The organism is Burkholderia sp. Ed8 (assembly GCF_040761425.1).
GTDB lineage: Bacteria > Pseudomonadota > Gammaproteobacteria > Burkholderiales > Burkholderiaceae > Burkholderia > Burkholderia seminalis.
In genome coordinates this window covers 1449311-1466225 of the sequence record NZ_CP142885.1, presented here as the reverse complement: position 1 = coordinate 1466225, position 16915 = coordinate 1449311, and the positions used below count along the sequence as shown (strand labels likewise).

The window sequence follows — 16915 nt, the reverse complement described above, 5'->3', positions numbered from 1 at the left end:
GGCGGGCGGGCGCGATGCGCCCTGCCCCGCCCTGCTCACCGCGGCAGCGAATGCGTCTTCACGTTCGTGAAGCGCTTCATCGCTTCCTGCACGCCTTCCTCGTACCCGAGCCCCGAATCCTTCACGCCGCCGAACGGTGTCGGTTCGAGCCGCGAGCCCGGCACGTCGCGCACGTTCATGCTGCCGACTTCCAGCTCGGTGACGAAGCGCGTGATGTGGTGGAAGCGGTTCGTGCACACCAACGACAGCGCATGGCCGGTGCCGTTCGACATCCGGATCGCTTCGTCGATGCGCGAAGCGCCGGTGTCGGCCGGACACCCGTTCACGCGAGGTGGTAGCGCAGCCAGAAGGTTTCGCGGCACGCGTTGTCGAACGTCAGCCGCGACGGGCTGATCGGTTGCGCATCGGGATGGTGGAGCACGTCGTAGTCGATCCAGCATTCGGCGCACAGCAGATCGGATGGCGCGCGGTCCTGCTCGACCGAGCGGCGCACGATCGCGCCGTTGTCGAAGCGGTATTCGGTTTCGTCGCGCGTGACCTCGACGTCGTCGTCGGTCCAGCGGTCGTGCGACGTGACATGCGACACGATCGACACCGGGCCCGCGAGCCCGTGGATCGCGGCGACGTAGGAAATGAGCTTGTCCATGGCGAGGCGGCGAACTGGCGGAGAGCCGATTCGCGCAACGCATGCTGCGCAAATCGGCCCGAGCGGCGAGTATAGCCGCGCGCCGAAGACCTTGCCGCCGGCGGGGTTTCGCGCGCTACGCGTCCAGCGCGAGCAATGCGAACGTCGCGAGCCAGTGCTCGCCCATGTAGTCGCCGGCCACGTGCGCGAGCGCGCTCGCGAGATGCCGGTCGGCCGCGTCGAGCAGCTTCACGCGCCGCGCATCGCCCTCCGGCAGCGCGCCGGCCAGCGCGCGCTGGCACCACGCGCGGCTCAGGTTCAGCCCGTCGAGGTGCGCGATCTTGCCGTCGCTGCGGTCGCTGACCGTCGCCGGCTCGAACAGCGTCGCCGGCTCGCCGCGCGCGAGATCGGGCAGGAAGCGCGCGAACCAGCCGTCGAATTCGGCGGCCGGCAGCACGCGCCGCATCAGCTCGGCCTCCATCAGCGCGGGCGACAGGAATTCGTCGCCCGACGGCTCCCACGCCTGGCACGCGACGTCGTTCAGGTGCCAGCGTTTCGCGGTATCGACGATCATCGCCGCGAGCCCGTCGCGCTGCGTGTCGCGCGCGAAGTCGAGCGTGAGCGCCAGCGCGAACGCGGTGTTGAAGTGCGTGCCCACGCGCAGCGGATAGGTCGCCTTCGGCAGGAAGGTCTCGAAGCGCGACACGAACAGGTCGGTGAGCGGCGCGATCGTCTTCGCCCAGCGCGCGGCCTGCGGCAGCGCGCCCTTCAGCGCGAGCCGCTCGAGCTGCGCCGACAGCGCGAGCAGCCACGCCCAGCCGTACGGCCGCTCGAAGCCGCTGTTGTGCGGCAGCGCGAGATACGCGCGCTCGCCGGCGACGTTCGCGTCGGTGAAATGCGCATCGACGGTCGCGACGATGCGCTCGGCCTCCGGCAACGCCGGATAGCGTTCGAGCACGCGCAGCACGAGCCAGTAGCCGTGCACGCACGAATGCCAATCGTAGCTGCCGTAGAAGATCGGGTGCAGCGCGCGCGGCGCCTGCACGTCGTGCGGGCCTGCGAGCGCATGCGTGAGCTTGTTCGGATATTCGCGGGTCAGGTGCGCGAGCGCGAGTGACGCGAATTTCGACGCGAGTTCGGGGGTGAGTCGGTCGGTCATGAGGGTCTCGTCCATCGAATCAGAAGCGGAATGCGAACGCATACATCAGCAGCGTGTTCACGGCGAGCAGCAGCACGGCGGTCGGCCACTGCGCCTTGATCACGCCGTTCTTGTCCTTCAGTTCGAGCAGCGCCGCCGGCACGATGTTGAAGTTCGCGGCCATCGGCGTCATCAGCGTACCGCAGAAACCGCTCAGCATCCCGATCGCGCCGACGATCGCCGGGTTGCCGTGGAACTGGTGGACGATCAACGGCAGGCCGATGCCGGCCGTCATCACCGGGAACGCGGCAAAGCCGTTGCCCATGATCATCGTGAACAGCGCCATGCCGACCGTGTAGGCCGCCACCACCGCGAACGGCGAATCGATCGGCACCCAGTCCTTCACGAGCCCCGACACCACGCCGCCGACGCCCGCGACCGCGAACAGCGCGCCGAGCGCCGCGAGCATCTGCGGCAGGATCGCGGCCCAGCCGACCGCGTCCATCGTATGACGCGCTTCCTTCAGCGCATGCACGGGCGAATCGCGCAGCATCGCGAGCGCGACGACGAACGCGACGATCGTGCCGAGCACGAGCGAAATCAGCGTCACGCTCTTCGGTTCGACGAACGGCACGAGCTTCAGCGCGAACGTGCCGATCAGCGTGACGACCGGAATCAGCAGCGCGGGCAGGAACAGCCGGTTGCCGAAACGCCGCGCGAGCGTCTCGCGCCGCGCGGCCGCCGCGTCGCCGGCTTCGTCGGACTTGCCGCGCCCGAGCTTGCCGGAGCCGGCGATCACCGCCAGCGCGATCGCGAGGCAGCCCGTCACGAAGTGCGGCAGCCGCGCGCCGAGCAGGAACGTGACCGCGTAGATCGCCCAGAACGCGAAATTGACGACGCGGCGCGGGTTCGTGCGATCCGTCAGGTTGAAGTACGCGAACGCGGCGAACATCAGCCCCGCGAGCGTGTACAGCGATTCGAGGCCGATCATCGCGCGCCCTCCTGCTTCACCAGGCCGAAGCCGCGCGTCAGCCGGCGGTCGAGCAGCGCGAGGCGCGTGCAATGGATCAGCAGCGCGGCGATCGCGGTCGGGATCGCCCATACCGACAGGTGCAGCGGCTCGATCGCGATGCCGTTCTGCTCGAGAAAGCCCTTGATCAGCAGGATCGACTGGATCGCGATGAAGATGTCCTCGCCGAAGAACACGGCGACGTTGTCGGCGCCCGACGCATGCGCGCGGATCTGCTGGCGCACCGCGTCGGGCAGCTCGCCGTGCCGGTTGACGGCGGCGGCTTCGGCCATCGGCGCGATCAGCGGCCGCACCATCTGCGCATGGCCGCCGAGCGACGTGAGGCCGAGCGCGGCCGTGGCCTGGCGCAGCACGAAGTACAGCATCAGCACGCGGCCCGTGGTCGCCGCCTGCACGCGCGAGATCATCTGCCGCGCCTGCTCCTTGAGCCCGTTGCGCTCGAGCAGCGCGATCACCGGCAGCGTCAGCCAGATCAGCCCCATGTAGCGGTTTTCGGTGAACGCCTTGCCGAATGCGCTGACGATGTCGACCAGATTCAGGCCGCCCGCCAGCCCGGTCGCGAGCCCCGCGATCGTGACCACCAGCAGCGCGTTGAAGCGCAGCGCGAAACCGATCACCACGATCGGCACCCCAATCAGCACCAGCATTTCCCCTCCTTGTGTCGGATGCGCGGCACCCAGGCAACGCGCTGCCCGCCCGGTTTCGACCGGGCTCGGACGGCGCAATCTAACACGAGACTTTATCGATAAAAAGTCGACAAATTACAGATTCGGGTAAACGTTGAAACCGGCGAACACCGTGCACGCACCCTGTGTCGGCGGTATTTCATCGGAGGAATCGGGCGGCCGGCGCGCGTGGCGGAGCCCATGGCCGCCGACTAAACTGGAAAGCATCGGCAACGGACGGGAGAGCCGCCATGATTGACGTATTCCAGACCATCGGCAGCCGCGCGTTCTCCGCTCATCTGGCGAAGGACGGGATGGTGACGCTGATGGAGCAACGCCACGAAGTCGACCGCGTGACGCTCGCGACGGCCTATGCCGCGCTCGTCGAGGAAGCCGAGCAGGAAAGCGACCTGCGCGACGCGACGGTCGAGGGGATGATGCGCGCGCTGATCCAGGGCTACGCGCGCAGCCATTGACGGCGCGGCCGCGCATCGGCTCGTGCGGCCGGCAGCCCGGTGTGGCCGATCCGGCCCGCTACGCGGCCGGCGTGCCCGCGCCCATGCCGAACCACCGGCCCGCGCGCAGTTGCCGGTAGTCGGCTTGCGTGAAGATCCTCAGCAGGTTGGCGAGCGCGCCGTGACTGGCGCGGTCCAGTTCCGTCATGAAGGCTTCGACCTCGTCGCGGCCGGCAAACAGGATGGTGCTGAAATAGCGCGCGCGCTCCGCGTCGGACAGGTTCGTCGCGCTCAGCTGGTACGGATGGTGAAGTGCCGCGAACAGGAAATAGTAGCGCTCGGCGTCGTCGCGCAGCACGCGCACCGCGTCCGGCTCGACCGGAAAATCGCGGCAGAACGACGCATGTCCGCTCTCGATGAAGATCCGGTACAGCAACCGGCCGGCCCGCTCGATGACGATCGGTGCGTACGGGTCGCGGCTGACGAGTACGGTATCGGGCACGGTCATCAGGCTCTCCTCTTTCTTTTTTGTCGACGCCGGCACGGTAACATGCCGGCTTCCGCACGGCGCGTCGGCACGATCCGTCGCCCCGACATGCACGGCCGGCACCGGGCCGCCGCCCTCAGGCGCCGGAAAACACCGCACCGTCATAGAGCAAAAACACTGAAACGGCGCCATGCGCGAATTTTTCGATTGCCGCCGCTCGCGCCGCATGACAGCATGCGGGCGTCGCCAACCGAAAAGAATTCCGTGCCGTCCGCCCGCCGATGCCGTTCGGCGGCGCCGGACAGGCCATGCTTTCCATGAACCCGGCCCATCTCCAACACTACGAACCGACCGGAGCATTCCGCTTGTGAACATCGGCATCGTCAACGACCTCCCGCTTGCCGTCGAGGCGATGCGCCGCGCGATCGCGCGACGACCCGAGCACCGCGTGCTGTGGGTCGCGACCGACGGCGCGCAGGCCGTCGAACTGTGCGCCGCGCAGCCGCCCGACGTCGTGCTGATGGACCTGATCATGCCGAAGTTCGACGGGATCGAAGCGACGCGGCGGATCATGCGATCCGAACGACCGTGCGCGATCCTGATCGTGACGAGCTGCATCGGCGCGAATGCGTGGCGCGTGTTCGAGGCGATGGGCGCCGGCGCGCTCGACGCGGTCGATACGCCGCGGCTCGGCGCCGGCGCGGCCGGCGACACGACGGCACTCCTGCTCGCGAAGATCGATCAGATCGGCCGGCTGCTCGACGCGCCGGACGGCACGCGCCTCGCCGGTACGGCCGCGCGCGCCGGCGGCGGTCCGCTGATCGCGATCGGTGCGTCGGCCGGCGGCCCGGGCGCGCTCGCATCGATCCTCGGCGGCCTGCCGGCGGATTTCAACGCGCCGATCGTGATCGTGCAGCACGTGGACCGCGCGTTCGCGGAAGGCATGGCGCAATGGCTCGACGGCCAGACGCCGCTCACCGTGCGCGTCGCGCGCGAAGGCGACCGCCCGCAACCGGGCGTCGCGCTGCTCGCCGCGACCGACGACCACCTGCGCATCACCCGCGCCGGCACGCTCGAATACACGCGCGAGCCGGCCGCGACGCCGTATCGTCCGTCGGTCGACGTGTTCTTCAACAGCCTGACCGAGCACTGGTCCGGCCGCGTGATCGGCGTGCTGCTCACGGGAATGGGACGCGACGGCGCGATCGGCCTGAAGGCGCTGCGGATGAAGGGCTACCATACGATCGCGCAGGACGAGGCGACCAGCGCGGTATACGGCATGCCGAAGGCGGCCGCGACGCTCGGCGCGGCGCGCGCGATCCTGCCGCTCGGCCGCATCGCGGGCGAGCTGGCGGCGCTCGCCCGGATCTGAGCCCGATGAACCCGCGCAACACCCATGCCTGCCCTCGCAACACACCGCATCGAACATGACTAGCGACCTGACCCGCCCGCCGGGCAGCCCAACCACGCCGAGCGCCGACGTGCCGGCCATGGTGCTGCTGGTCGACGACCAGACGATCGTCGCGGAAGCCGTCCGGCGCGCGCTCGTCGACGAGGAAGGCATCGACTTCCACTACTGCCCGCGCTCGGACGACGCGCTGACCACCGCGATCGAAACGCGGCCGACCGTGATCCTGCAGGACCTCGTGATGCCCGGCATCGACGGGCTGAGCCTCGTGAAGTCGTACCGCGCGAACGCGGCGACACGCGACGTGCCGATCATCGTGCTGTCGACGCAGGAAGAACCCGTGATCAAGAGCGCCGCGTTCGCGGCCGGCGCGAACGACTATCTCGTGAAGCTGCCCGACCGCATCGAGCTCGTCGCGCGCATCCGCTACCATTCGCGCTCGTACATGAACCTGCTGCAGCGCGACGAGGCCTATCGCGCGCTGCGGCAATCGCAGCAGCAACTGCTCGAGGCCAATCTCGAACTGCGGCGTCTCACGCATTCCGACGGCCTGACCGGGCTGTCGAACCGGCGCTATCTCGACGAATACCTGGCGGCAGAATGGCGCCGCGGCACGCGCGAGCGCAGCGAGCTGTCGCTGCTGATGATCGACGTCGACAATTTCAAGCTGTACAACGACACGTACGGACACGTGTCGGGCGACAGCGTGCTCAAGCAGATCGCGTCGACCATCGAGCGCTGCCTCGGGCAATCGGGCGATCTCGCCGCGCGCTTCGGCGGCGAGGAGTTCGCGGTGGTGATGCCGGCCACGTCGCCGGGCGCCGCGCGGCTGCTCGGCGAGAAGATCCGGCTCGCGGTCGAGGCGCTGCAACTGCGGCACGCGCATTCGTCGACCGGCAACACCGTGACGATCAGCATCGGCGGCGCGAGCATCGTGCCCACGCCCGGCCTGCCGACGACCGTGCTGATCGAGGCGGCCGACCGTGCGTTGTACCGCGCGAAACACGAAGGCAAGAACCGCGTCGAGATCGATTCGTCGCCGCCGCCGCCCGGCGCCGGCGGGTTCGGCGTGCCACGCGACTGAGCCGCCCGTCCGTTTACGCGGCGCCGAGCCGGCGCGCGTAGTCGTTCGGGTCCAGCGGGCGGCTGAACAGGTAGCCCTGCTGCATGTCGCAGCCGATCTGCTGCAGGAACCACGATTGCGCCTGCGTCTCGACGCCCTCCGCCGTCACCTTCATGCCGAGCGAATGCGCCATCGCGACGACGGCCTGCGTGATCGCGACCGAGTCGTGGTGATCGGGCACGCCCGACACGAACGAGCGGTCGACCTTCAGGTTGTGCAGCGGGAAACGCTTCAGGTAAGCGAGCGACGAATAGCCGGTGCCGAAATCGTCGACCGAGATCCGCACGTTCATGTCGGTGAGCGCTTCGAGCATCGGCAGCACGGTATCCGTGTCATTCATCAGCAGTCCTTCGGTAATCTCGAGCTCGAGCGCGGACGGATCGAGCCGCGTTTGCGCGAGACAGCGGCCGACCGACTCGACGAGCCCTTCGTGAAACTGCCGCGGCGACAGGTTGACGGCCAGCATCAGGTCCGGCGCGATCGTGCGGCGCCACTCGGCCATCTGCCTGCAGGCCGTTTCGAGCACCCACTGGCCGATCGCGACGATCAGCCCCGTATCTTCCGCGACCGGGATGAATTCCGCCGGCGACATCGGCCCGAGTTCGGGGCTGGTCCAGCGCAGCAGCGCTTCGGCGCCGACCGTGCGGCCGCTGCGCGCGTCGACGACGGGCTGGTACGCGAGCCGCAGCATGTCCGACGTCAGCGCGCGCCGCAGCGACTGCTCGACCGCGAAGCGGCGCTGCAGCCGCAGGTTGAGCTGCGCGGTGAAGAACGTGAAGTGATTGCGGCCCCGCTGCTTCGCGTCGTACATCGCCGAATCGGCGTTGCGCATCAGCGTGACCGCATCGTCACCGTCGCGCGGCGCGACGCTGATCCCGATCGACACGCCGAGCCAGTACTCGTTGTTCGCGATCGCGAACGGCTTCGCGATCGCGTCGATCACCTCTCGCGCCAGCACCGCGAGGCGCTCGGGATCGTCGCAGTCGTCGACGAGGATCACGAACTCGTCGCCGCCCACGCGCGTCAGCGCGTAGCGACCGCCCGCGCAGGCCGCGAGCCGCGCCGCGACGCTGCGCAGCAGCGCGTCGCCCGCGTCGTGCCCGGCCGTGTCGTTGACCTTCTTGAACCCGACGAGATCGATGAACAGGATCGCGACGCGTGCCGGCCGGCCCGCATCGTGCCCGCCGAACAGCTCGCGCATGCGCTCGGCGAGCCAGCGGCGGTTGTAGAGGCCCGTCAGCGCATCGCGCGTCGCCAGGTAGCGCAGTTGCTGCTGCGCTTCGCGCACGGGGCCGATGTCGTTGAACGACACGAGCACCGAATCGGCCTGCGTCTCGCCCGGCCGCACGATCGGCACCGCGTTGCCGCGCACCCAGATGATGTCGCCGTCCGCGAGGCCGAAGCCGACCGTGTAGTCGAGCATCGGCGTGGCCGTCTCGAGCGCACGCCGGCTCGGCCAGTCGTGCGGCGCAATCGGCGTGCCGTCCTCGCGCAGCTTGCGCGGGATCAGGGTCGACAGCCGGCGGCCGACGAGATCGCCCTTCACGCGCAGCATCCGGCTCGCGCTCGGGTTGCTCGCGATCACGATGCCGTCGCGCGATACGACGAGGATGCCTTCGTTCAGGCTGTTGACGACGAGCCGGTGATGTTCCTCGCTGCGCGCGAGCTGCCGCGCGATCCGGTCCTGGTGTACCGCGAGGCCGACGCTGTTGCCGATGTCGCGCAACAGTTCGGTTTCCTCGTCGCTGGGCCGCCGCGGCCGGCGGTGATAGACGGCGAACGCGCCGAGCACGGCACCCGCGTCGTCGACGAACGGCACCGACCAGCATGCGCGCAGACCCAGCGGCAACGCGACGCCACGGTAGTCGGCCCACAGCGGATCGGTTTCGATGTCCTCGACGGCGACCATCCGGCGCTCGTACATCGCCGTGCCGCACGAGCCGGCCGCGGGGCCGATCGTCGCGCCGTCGATCGCGGCGCTGTACTGCGCGGGCAGCGACGGCGCGGCGCCGACGCGCACGTGCATGCCGTCGGCATCGAGCAGCAGGATCGTGCATGACGCGCCATCGCCGAGCAAAGTCTCGGCGCGCCGACAGACCTCGACCAACAGTTCCGGCAGCGGTGTATTGCGCGTGATCAGCCTCAGCACGCTTTGCTCGGACGCGAGTACTTCCGCCGCGAGACCGAGGCTGTAACGAGAGCTCTGCGGTTCGGTATTCAAGATGAATCCTGCCGTCTGTCCGATCGGGTCTGATGCGCCCGATTCGTTATCGATCCTTCGTGCCGTTTTCGCTCCGGGTTTACGCCGATGCCCGATGCGCCCCGTTTTCGCGCACCGAGCCAGGGTGCGCCGAAATATATTTAACACCAATACGGGACGCCCCGCGCGTCCGTGTGCATCAGGGGTTACGCTCGGTCGCGATGCCGTTCGCGGCCGGCGGTCAGCCTTCCGAAAGGTTCGCGCGTCTGCGAACGCCTCGGGCATCGTCGGTCGTGCCGGCTGCTATCGGACAGCATCGCGGCCGGCCAGACCGCGTTTTCGTATCCGTGATTCAATGTCGACGGAACCGGCGTCGCGCATTCCGGCGGCCCGGCGATAGGTACCCTCATCGAACGACCTTCACTGGATCACCATGACGAACCCTGCCGAAATCAAGGCGCTCGTTTTCGATGTCTTCGGAACGATCGTCGACTGGAGAAGTGGTGTCGCACGCGGCGCCGCCGCGTTCCTGGAGCGCCACGCGCCGACCCTCGACCCGTTCGTGTTCGCCGATGCCTGGCGCGCCGAATACTCGCCGTCGATGGAAGAAATCCGCAGCGGTCGCCGCCGCTACGTGCGGCTCGACGTGCTGCATCGCGAAAACCTGGTCCGCACGCTCGACCGTTTCGGCATCGACGGCGTGCCCGACGCGGACATCGACACGCTCAACCTCGCATGGCACAGCCTCGACCCGTGGCCCGACGCGGTCGCGGCGCTGCACCGGCTGAAGCGGCGCTTCATCATCGCGCCGCTGTCGAACGGCAACATCCGGCTGATGGTCGACGTCGCGAAGCGCGCGGGGCTGCCTTGGGATGCGATCCTCGGCGCGGAAGTCGTTCGCGCGTACAAGCCGTCGCCGCAGGTGTACACCGACACCGTCGACCTTCTCGGCCTCGCGCCCGCCGAGCTGTGCCTGGTCGCGGCGCACAACGGCGATCTCGCGGCCGCGCGCCAGCAGGGGCTGTCGACCGCATTCGTGCTGCGGCCGACCGAGCACGGGCCCGGCCAGACGACCGACCTGCAGGCCGACGACGCGTGGGATTTCGACGTCAGGGACCTGAACGAACTCGCGGACCGGCTCGAGTGCCCGGGTTGAGTGCCCGGGTCGAGTGCCCGGGTCGAGTGCCCGGGTCGAGTGCCCGGGTCGAGTGCCCGGGTCGAGTGCCGGTTGCACGGCACGCCCCTATGCCGCGATCGTGCGGCGCCGCGAGTTGCGCGCCGCATACCGGCGGGCCGGCGTCGGCGGGATCCACAGGCAGATCCGCCACACCGGCCTGAAGCCCCTCGCGCGCTGAGCACGGTGCTCACCCGACGTCACCCCGCCTCCGTTACTTCACCACCGCGCGCCATGCAGTCCGCGCATAGATCAGCAGCAACGGCAGCAGCGCCAGCGCGAACACCATGCAAAGCGCCAGCACCCACACCGGCCATTGCTCCGGGTTCCCGTGCGCCCAGTAGCGGTAAGGCACGCTCAGGAACCCGATTTCCATCAGCAGCGCGCCGAGCGGCACGAGCCCGTTCATCACCGCAGCCATGCCAAAGCGCGCCGCACCGTCGATGTTCTTTCCCGCGCCGTACGCCGCGATCAGGTAGACGAAATACCCGATGATCGCGACCATCAACGCCCCACCGGCCAGCAGGCCGATACTGCGCACGCTGCGTTCATGCAGTTGCGTCGCCCCGGCCGGCAACACGACATCGATCTTCTCGCCGATCTCCGGCATGCCGCCCGAGCGGACGTTGCCCGGCAGCACGACCCGCTTGCCATCCGGCATCACGGCTTCCAGGATCGACGTGTACATGATGCACCGGTAGCGCTCGGTGCGCCCGCTGCTGTCGCGCCGCTCGCAGGTGTCCCACTCGGACTGGTAGGACACGACGGTCGCCTCGTATTTCGGCGACACCGCCAGTTCGCGGAGTTCGTCGCCGATCCAGTACGCGAACGGGAAAAACAGCGACACCAGGCAAAAACACACGAGCCACCAGAACGCGACCGCGCCGCCAGCCCCGCGCTTGCCGCCGGTCTGGCGGCGCACCATGCGCGCGGCGAGCCAGTACGCCGCCACGCCGAATACGGCCACACACACCACGAAAACCTTGCCCGCATGCGTCAAAGCCATCTGCCCTCCCCTTTCTCCCGCGAGCCGGCCCGATTACCGCCGGCCGTTTTTCCATCGATGCCGATCACGTCGCCGCCGTCGCCATCTCGACGAGCGAGCACGCGCGTCGCTATTCCGCCTCGCCGACGAATTTCAACGTCCCCGCTTCGCCCGACAGCAGCGCGCGATTCGCGTCCGCCGCCGCGCGCAGGTAATCCCACAGCGCGGTCACGCGCCGCAGCTTGCGCAGATCCTCGCGGCACGTCAGCCAGAAACACCGCGTGACGACGACATCGTCCGGCAGCACCGGCACGAGCGCCGGCTGCGTGGCCGCCATGAAGCACGGCAGGATCGCGAGCCCGCCGCCTTGCAGCGCCGCGAAGTACTGCGCGATCACGCTCGTCGTGCGCAGCCCGGCCGTCGCGCCCGGCACCGCGCGATCCAGGTACAGCAGCTCGTTGCTGAACGCGAGATCGTCGACGTAGCTGATGAACGTGTGCCGCGCGAGATCGTCCGTGCACGTGATCGGCGCGTGGTGCGCGAGGTAGTCGCGCGTCGCATAGAGCCGCAACCGGTAGTCGCACAGCTTCGTGACCACGTAAGGCCCGCGCTCGGGCCGCTCGAGCGTGATCGCGAGATCGGCCTCGCGCTTGGGCAGGTTGACGAAATGCGGTACGGGCAGCAGGTCGACCGTCACGTGCGGATGTTCGGCGCGAAACTGCGCGAGCTGCGGCGCGAGGAAGAAGCAGCCGAACCCTTCGGTCGACCCGATCCGCACGTGGCCCGACAGCGCCTCGCCCGTGTTCGCGATCTGGTCGCACGCGGACTGCACGGTCGTCTCCATCGCGTCCGCATACGCGACGAGCCGCTGCCCCTCGGCCGTCAGCGTGAAGCCGCCGGAGCGCGACTTGTCGAACAGCAGCGTGCCCATCGCCGCCTCGAGCGCGCGCACGCGCCGCGCGACGGTCGTGTAATCGACGCCGAGCCGCTTCGCGGCGCCGCTCGCGCGCTGCGTGCGCGCGACTTCGAGGAAGAACCGCAGGTCGTCCCAGTTCAGGTTGCCGGAAACCGGCTCGGTGGCATGTCGCATCGGCGAGGGGAAAAGGGGCTGGCGTCTCGGGGGCCGGCCGTCGATATGCATAAATGCACATCCAACCGGTTTCTTTATCGGTACATGATGAATCCGCGCATAACTATACTCGACCCTGACCTGCGGACCATGAGCTGCAGGCAATAAAACCGGAGACACCATGCAGACCCGATCCACCCTCGATGAGCATGCGACCATCGCGACGCCGGCGCCCGAGCGCACCGCGAAGCACTACCTGCTGGCCGGCTGGGCCAGCATGGCCGGCACGACGATCGAGTGGTACGACTTCTTCCTCTACGGCACGGCCGCCGCGCTCGTGTTCAACCGCATCTTCTTCCCGTCGCTGGACCCCGTCGTAGGCACGCTCGCCGCATTCGGCACGTTCGCGGTCGGCTTCATCGGCCGGCCGATGGGCGGCATCGTGTTCGGCCACTTCGGCGACCGCATCGGCCGCAAGTCGATGCTGATGATCACGCTGCTGCTGATGGGCGTGCCGAGCATGATCATCGGGCTGATCCCGTCGTACGACCGCATCGGCTACTGGGCCGCCGCGCTGCTGATCGCGATGCGCTTCCTGCAGGGCATGGCGGTCGGCGGCGAATGGGGCGGCGCGGTGCTGATGGCCGTCGAACACGCGCCGAAGGGCCGCAAGGGGCTGTTCGGCAGCCTGCCGCAGACGGGCGTCGGGCTCGGCCTGATCCTGTCGTCGGTCGCGATGGCCGCGGTCGCCGCGCTGCCGGAAGCCGACATGCTGTCGTGGGGCTGGCGCGTGCCGTTCCTCGCGAGCATCGCGCTCGTCGGCCTCGGCTGGTTCATCCGCGCGAAAGTGCCCGAATCGCCCGACTTCGAGAAGATGCAGCGCCAGGGCAAGGCCGAGAAGTCGCCGGTGACGGCCGCGCTGCGCCGCCATCCGCGTGAAGTGCTGACGATCGTCGGCGCACGCGCCGCCGAGAACACGTGGTTCTACATGGTCGTCACGTTCGCGCTCGCTTACGCGACGCAGCAGCTGCATCTGCCGAAGGCGGAGATGCTGCACGCGATCACGGCCGGCGCCGCGCTGTCGCTCGTCACGATGCCGCTGTGCGGCCACCTGAGCGACCACATCGGCCAGCGCCGGATGTTCGCGATCGGCCTCGTGCTGATGTGCGCGTTCGCCGCGCCGTTCTTCATGATGCTCGGCACGCAGCAGACGTCGTATGCGTGGTGGGCGATCGTGCTCGGCCTCGGCGTCGTGTTCCCGATCCTCTATGCGCCGGAATCGCTGCTGTTCGCGCAGCAGTTCCCGGCGGAAATCCGCTACAGCGGCATCTCGCTGTCGGTGCAGCTGGCCGGCGTGATCGGCGGCGGCTTCGCGCCGATGATCGCGACGTCGCTGCTCAAGGCCGGCGGCGGCCAGCCGCACTACGTGATCGCGTACCTCGTCGGCTTCGGCGTATTCGCGCTCGTGTGTACCGCATTGATGCGTCCGGCGCGCACCTGAGCCTGCCGCCGGCCGCCAGTCGAACCCCTTTCGTCCTGTGCTCCGCCGTGCGTGCACGCGCGGCGGAAGCAGGCGCCCTTTGTCATCGCCCCACCGTTTTCCGGAGAGTTCCATGAACGCCGCAGTTCCCCAGACCACCCTCGCCCTGCCCACCGCCAAGCTGCTGATCGACGGCGCGTTCGTCGACTCGCGAAGCGCCGAATGGGGCGACATCGTCAACCCCGCGACGCAGGAAACGATCGGCCGCGTGCCGTACGCGACGCTCGACGAGGTCGATGCCGCGATCGCGTCCGCGCAGCGCGCGTTCCAGACCTGGAAGACGACGCCGATCGGTGCGCGGCTGCGCATCATGCTGAAATTCCAGGATCTCGTGCGCCGCAATCTCGAACGGATCGCGCATACGCTGACCGCCGAGCAAGGCAAGACGCTGCCCGACGCGCAGGGCGACATCTTCCGCGGCCTCGAAGTCGTCGAGCATGCATGCTCGATCGGCACGCTGCAGCAGGGCGAGTTCGCGGAGAACGTCGCGGGCGGCGTCGACACGTATACGCTGCGCCAGCCGATCGGCGTGTGCGCGGGCATCACGCCGTTCAACTTCCCCGGGATGATCCCGCTGTGGATGTTCCCGATGGCGATCGTCTGCGGCAACACGTTCGTGCTGAAGCCGTCGGAGCAGGACCCGCTGTCGACGATGCAGCTCGTCGAACTCGCGATCGAGGCCGGCGTGCCGCAAGGCGTGCTGAACGTCGTGCACGGCGGCAAGACGGTGGTCGACCGCCTGTGCACGCATCCGGACATCAAGGCGATCTCGTTCGTCGGCTCGACGCGCGTCGGCACGCACGTGTACAACCTCGGCAGCCAGCACGGCAAGCGCGTGCAGTCGATGATGGGCGCGAAGAACCACGCGGTCGTGCTGCCCGATGCGCACCGCGAGCAGTCGATCAACGCGCTCGTCGGCGCGGGCTTCGGCGCGGCCGGCCAGCGCTGCATGGCGACGTCGGTCGTCGTGCTGGTCGGCAAGGCGCGCGACTGGCTGCCCGAGCTCGTCGAGAAGGCGAAGGCGCTGAAGGTCAATGCGGGCCACGAACCGGGCACCGATGTCGGCCCGGTCGTGTCGAAGGCCGCGCATGCGCGCATCACCGCGCTGATCGAAGCAGGCGTGAAGGCCGGCGCGAAGCTCGAACTCGACGGCCGCGACGTGAAGGTGCCCGGCTACGAGCAGGGCAACTTCGTCGGCCCGACGATCTTCTCGGGCGTGACGACCGACATGTCGATCTATACGGAAGAAATCTTCGGGCCGGTGGTGGTCGTGCTCGAAGCCGACACGCTCGACGACGCGATCGCGCTCGTCAACCGCAACCCGATGGGCAACGGCGTGGGCCTGTTCACGCAGAGCGGCGCGGCCGCGCGCAAGTTCCAGAGCGAGATCGACATCGGCCAGGTCGGCATCAACATCCCGATCCCGGTGCCGGTGCCCTACTTCAGCTTCACCGGTTCGCGCGGCTCGAAGCTCGGCGATCTCGGGCCGTACGGCAAGCAGGTCGTGCAGTTCTACACGCAGACCAAGACGGTCACCGCGCGCTGGTTCGACGACGACGCGACGGCCGGCGGCGTGAACACGACGATCGCGCTGCGTTGACCGGGAGCCTGCACATGGAAATCGCATTCATCGGGCTCGGCAACATGGGCGGCCCCATGGCCGCCAACCTGCTCAAGGCCGGCCATGCGCTGACGGTGTTCGACCTCGACGCGCACGCGGTCGATGCCGCGCTACGCGCGGGCGCGACGGCGGCCGGCTCGCCGCGCGAAGCGGCGGCGCACGGCGCCGTCGTGATCACGATGCTGCCGGCCGCGCAGCACGTGCGCACCGTCTATCTCGGCGACGACGGCGTGCTGGCCGGCGCACGCGCCGGCGCGACGCTGATCGACTGCAGCACGATCGATCCCGGCACCGTGCGCGCGGTGGCCGACGCCGCCGCGCAACGCGGCTTCCCGCTCGCCGACGCACCGGTATCGGGCGGCACCGGCGGCGCGCAGGCCGGCACGCTGACCTTCATGGTCGGCGCGGACGGTGCGCTGTTCGAGCGCATCCGCCCCGTGCTGCTCGACATGGGCAAGAACGTCGTGCATTGCGGCGGCACGGGTACCGGACAGATCGCGAAGATCTGCAACAACCTGCTGCTCGGGATCTCGATGATGGGCGTGTCGGAAGCGATGGCGCTCGGTGCGGCGCTCGGCATCGATCCGGCCGTGCTGGCCGGCATCATCAACACGTCGACCGGCCGCTGCTGGAGTTCGGACACGTACAACCCGTATCCGGGCGTGAGCGAGACGGCGCCGGCCGCGCGCGGCTATGCGGGCGGCTTCGCGGCGAACCTGATGCTGAAGGACCTCGGGCTCGCGACCGAGGCCGCGCGGAGCGCGCATCAACCGGTGTGGATGGGCGCGCTCGCGCAGCAGCTTTACCAGTCGATGAGCCAGCAGGGGCTCGGCACGCTCGACTTCTCCGCGTGCGTGAAGCTGTACGAGGCGCAGCCGGCCTGACCCGCACGGCCGACGCCGCACGTGCACCGACCCGCGACGGGCCGGTCCGGCCTCGCGGGTCGGTCTGCATGCCGGGGAAGGAAATGCGGGCGCCGGGCCGGGCGCCGGCGGTGCGACCGGCACCGCCGTTCGTTCAGCCGCGTGGGTTCGAGGCCGTCTCGAAGGTCGGATGGCACTCGAACGCGAGTTCGGAGCGCGCGTCGACACGGCGGCCGCCGGTCAGCGATTCCGTCTTCATGCTCGCGCGCATCCCGCGCTGCGTGCAATAGTTGGTGGCTTCGTTGACGGCCTTCTCGTGGGCGTCGGCCCACGTCGTCGACACGCCGACCGTGCGCGTCGTCACGGTGTACACGTTCGGGTTCGACGTCGCGGTCACGTCGGAAGCGGTCGAACACGCGGCGAGCAAGCATGCGGCAGCCGCGACGGTCAACCATCGCAGGGTTCGAAAAGAGACTGGAATGGACATGGGGGGCAAGCGCACGCCGTCCGACGTGCATTGAGCAACATAGGC

At 68.8% G+C, this 16915-nt stretch carries 17 protein-coding genes and 1 pseudogene; 7 read left to right on the top strand and 11 right to left on the bottom strand.

Features of this window, described 5'->3' with window-relative positions:
- Positions 1–35: 35 nt before the first annotated feature.
- The 5 genes and pseudogenes from VXM69_RS06795 to VXM69_RS06775 all read right to left on the bottom strand — a co-directional run.
- Positions 36–290: pseudogene (locus VXM69_RS06795) on the bottom strand (aldehyde dehydrogenase family protein); the annotation flags it as partial.
- A 32-nt stretch (positions 291–322) separates the two neighbouring features.
- The gene (locus VXM69_RS06790) at positions 323–646 is read right to left on the bottom strand and encodes a hypothetical protein (RefSeq protein WP_034185905.1); all 324 of its coding nucleotides are present in this window, start codon (positions 644–646) and stop codon (positions 323–325) included.
- Positions 647–761: 115 nt separating this feature from the next.
- Positions 762–1784, bottom strand: a complete 1023-nt coding sequence (locus VXM69_RS06785; protein WP_069705078.1) for a DUF2891 domain-containing protein — start codon at positions 1782–1784, stop codon at positions 762–764.
- Positions 1785–1803: 19 nt separating this feature from the next.
- Positions 1804–2754: a DUF979 domain-containing protein gene (locus VXM69_RS06780; RefSeq protein WP_034185903.1), complete on the bottom strand. Its 951-nt coding sequence runs from the start codon at positions 2752–2754 to the stop codon at positions 1804–1806.
- The gene (locus VXM69_RS06775; protein WP_049035857.1) at positions 2751–3440 is read right to left on the bottom strand and encodes a DUF969 domain-containing protein; all 690 of its coding nucleotides are present in this window, start codon (positions 3438–3440) and stop codon (positions 2751–2753) included. The genes VXM69_RS06780 and VXM69_RS06775 overlap by 4 nt, the downstream gene beginning before the upstream one ends.
- Before the next feature lie 269 nt (positions 3441–3709).
- On the opposite strand from VXM69_RS06775, the gene VXM69_RS06770 reads away from it, so the two are divergent.
- Entirely contained in the window at positions 3710–3934 is a 225-nt protein-coding gene (locus tag VXM69_RS06770; RefSeq protein ID WP_034185901.1) for a hypothetical protein, read from the top strand.
- 58 nt (positions 3935–3992) lie between these two features.
- On the opposite strand, the gene VXM69_RS06765 is transcribed toward VXM69_RS06770, so the two are convergent.
- Positions 3993–4421: a hypothetical protein gene (locus tag VXM69_RS06765; RefSeq protein ID WP_034185990.1), complete on the bottom strand. Its 429-nt coding sequence runs from the start codon at positions 4419–4421 to the stop codon at positions 3993–3995.
- 115 nt (positions 4422–4536) lie between these two features.
- Entirely contained in the window at positions 4537–4719 is a 183-nt protein-coding gene (locus VXM69_RS06760; RefSeq protein WP_156444790.1) for a hypothetical protein, read from the bottom strand.
- 48 nt (positions 4720–4767) lie between these two features.
- On the opposite strand from VXM69_RS06760, the gene VXM69_RS06755 reads away from it, so the two are divergent.
- Together VXM69_RS06755 and VXM69_RS06750 are read left to right on the top strand one after the other, a co-directional pair.
- Positions 4768–5772: a chemotaxis response regulator protein-glutamate methylesterase gene (locus tag VXM69_RS06755; protein ID WP_034185900.1), complete on the top strand. Its 1005-nt coding sequence runs from the start codon at positions 4768–4770 to the stop codon at positions 5770–5772.
- 55 nt (positions 5773–5827) lie between these two features.
- On the top strand, positions 5828–6892 hold the full coding sequence (locus VXM69_RS06750; RefSeq protein WP_034185899.1) for a diguanylate cyclase: 1065 nt from the start codon (positions 5828–5830) through the stop codon (positions 6890–6892).
- Between the two features lie 13 nt (positions 6893–6905).
- Here VXM69_RS06750 and VXM69_RS06745 read toward each other — a convergent pair whose 3' ends face one another.
- Complete coding sequence (locus VXM69_RS06745; protein ID WP_069705076.1) at positions 6906–9152, bottom strand: EAL domain-containing protein; 2247 nt, start codon at positions 9150–9152, stop codon at positions 6906–6908.
- A 412-nt stretch (positions 9153–9564) separates the two neighbouring features.
- On the opposite strand from VXM69_RS06745, the gene VXM69_RS06740 reads away from it, so the two are divergent.
- Positions 9565–10287: a haloacid dehalogenase type II gene (locus VXM69_RS06740; protein WP_367189190.1), complete on the top strand. Its 723-nt coding sequence runs from the start codon at positions 9565–9567 to the stop codon at positions 10285–10287.
- A 232-nt stretch (positions 10288–10519) separates the two neighbouring features.
- Here the strand turns inward: VXM69_RS06740 and VXM69_RS06735 are convergent, their stop codons facing one another.
- Both VXM69_RS06735 and VXM69_RS06730 read right to left on the bottom strand, forming a co-directional pair.
- Positions 10520–11311 carry a uracil permease gene (locus VXM69_RS06735; protein ID WP_301742954.1) on the bottom strand — a complete coding sequence of 264 codons (792 nt, stop codon included), beginning with the start codon at positions 11309–11311 and terminating at the stop codon, positions 10520–10522.
- A 109-nt stretch (positions 11312–11420) separates the two neighbouring features.
- Positions 11421–12380: a LysR family transcriptional regulator gene (locus VXM69_RS06730; RefSeq protein WP_049034419.1), complete on the bottom strand. Its 960-nt coding sequence runs from the start codon at positions 12378–12380 to the stop codon at positions 11421–11423.
- 160 nt (positions 12381–12540) lie between these two features.
- Between VXM69_RS06730 and VXM69_RS06725 the strand changes: the two genes are divergently transcribed.
- The 3 genes from VXM69_RS06725 to mmsB all read left to right on the top strand — a co-directional run bounded on the left by VXM69_RS06725 (position 12541) and on the right by mmsB (position 16404).
- A complete protein-coding gene (locus tag VXM69_RS06725; RefSeq protein WP_367189189.1) occupies positions 12541–13860 on the top strand; it encodes an MFS transporter in 1320 nt (439 codons plus the stop codon).
- Between the two features lie 112 nt (positions 13861–13972).
- The gene (locus VXM69_RS06720; RefSeq protein WP_034185893.1) at positions 13973–15499 is read left to right on the top strand and encodes a CoA-acylating methylmalonate-semialdehyde dehydrogenase; all 1527 of its coding nucleotides are present in this window, start codon (positions 13973–13975) and stop codon (positions 15497–15499) included.
- Positions 15500–15513: 14 nt separating this feature from the next.
- Positions 15514–16404: a 3-hydroxyisobutyrate dehydrogenase gene (gene mmsB / locus VXM69_RS06715; RefSeq protein ID WP_059558268.1), complete on the top strand. Its 891-nt coding sequence runs from the start codon at positions 15514–15516 to the stop codon at positions 16402–16404.
- Between the two features lie 133 nt (positions 16405–16537).
- Here the strand turns inward: mmsB and VXM69_RS06710 are convergent, their stop codons facing one another.
- Positions 16538–16870, bottom strand: coding sequence for a hypothetical protein (locus VXM69_RS06710; RefSeq protein ID WP_034185891.1), 333 nt, complete (start codon positions 16868–16870; stop codon positions 16538–16540).
- Positions 16871–16915 lie beyond the last annotated feature (45 nt).